Below are 807 nucleotides of genomic sequence, written 5' to 3'. Positions count from 1 at the left end.
AGCTACTGAAACTGGCTACAAGGGCGATGAAAAACTGGCACAGGCTCGCGCTAAAATTCGTGCAGAGCTGACCAAATATAACATCAGCATGACGGACAAAGACTTGGACACCTTTGTGGAGTCAGCCGTCAAGCAGATGAATGACGCATGGAAAGGACAAGAGTAATGGATATCGATACAAGCAGACTACGTACAGGCTTGCCACAAGTCGGAGTGCAACCTTATAGACAAGTCCACGCCCACTCAACAGGCAACCGCAACTCAACAGCTCAGAATGAGGCGGACTACCACTATAGAAAGAACCCTGAACTTGGGTTCTTCTCTCACGTTGTTGGGAATGGCCGTGTCATGCAAGTAGGCCCTGTAAACAACGGCTCTTGGGATGTTGGGGGCGGTTGGAATGCGGAAAGCTATGCAGCAGTTGAATTGATTGAAAGCCATTCAACTAAAGAAGAGTTCATGACAGACTATCGCCTTTATATCGAACTTTTACGAAATCTAGCAGATGAAGCAGGTTTGCCGAAAACACTTGATACAGACGACTTGGCAGGTATCAAAACGCATGAATACTGTACCAATAACCAACCTAATAACAACTCAGACCACGTTGACCCTTATCCATATCTAGCCAAATGGGGCATTAGCCGTGAACAGTTCAAGCAGGATATTGAAAACGGCTTGATAATTGAAGCAGGCTGGAAGAAAAACGATACTGGCTACTGGTACGTACACTCAGACGGCTCTTATCCAAAAGACAAGTTTGAGAAGGTCAACGGAACCTGGTACTACTTTGACGGGTCAGGCTAT

Annotated in this window: 2 protein-coding genes; both read left to right on the top strand. The window is 46.2% G+C overall.

Translation table 11 applies throughout. The features are described 5' to 3' along the window. On the top strand, positions 1-166 hold a 166-nt coding region (locus tag WKI42_RS10515; protein ID WP_368081894.1), incomplete at its 5' end, for a phage holin, LLH family. Then, on the top strand, positions 166-807 hold a 642-nt coding region (locus WKI42_RS10510), incomplete at its 3' end, for a peptidoglycan recognition protein family protein (RefSeq protein ID WP_368081893.1). The genes WKI42_RS10515 and WKI42_RS10510, both read left to right, overlap by 1 nt.

Origin of the sequence: Streptococcus pseudopneumoniae (assembly GCF_038148935.1) — a bacterium.
GTDB classification, from domain to species: domain Bacteria; phylum Bacillota; class Bacilli; order Lactobacillales; family Streptococcaceae; genus Streptococcus; species Streptococcus pseudopneumoniae_U.
Note: the sequence above shows the minus strand (reverse complement) of the source record. Positions and strands in the feature narration are given on the sequence as shown.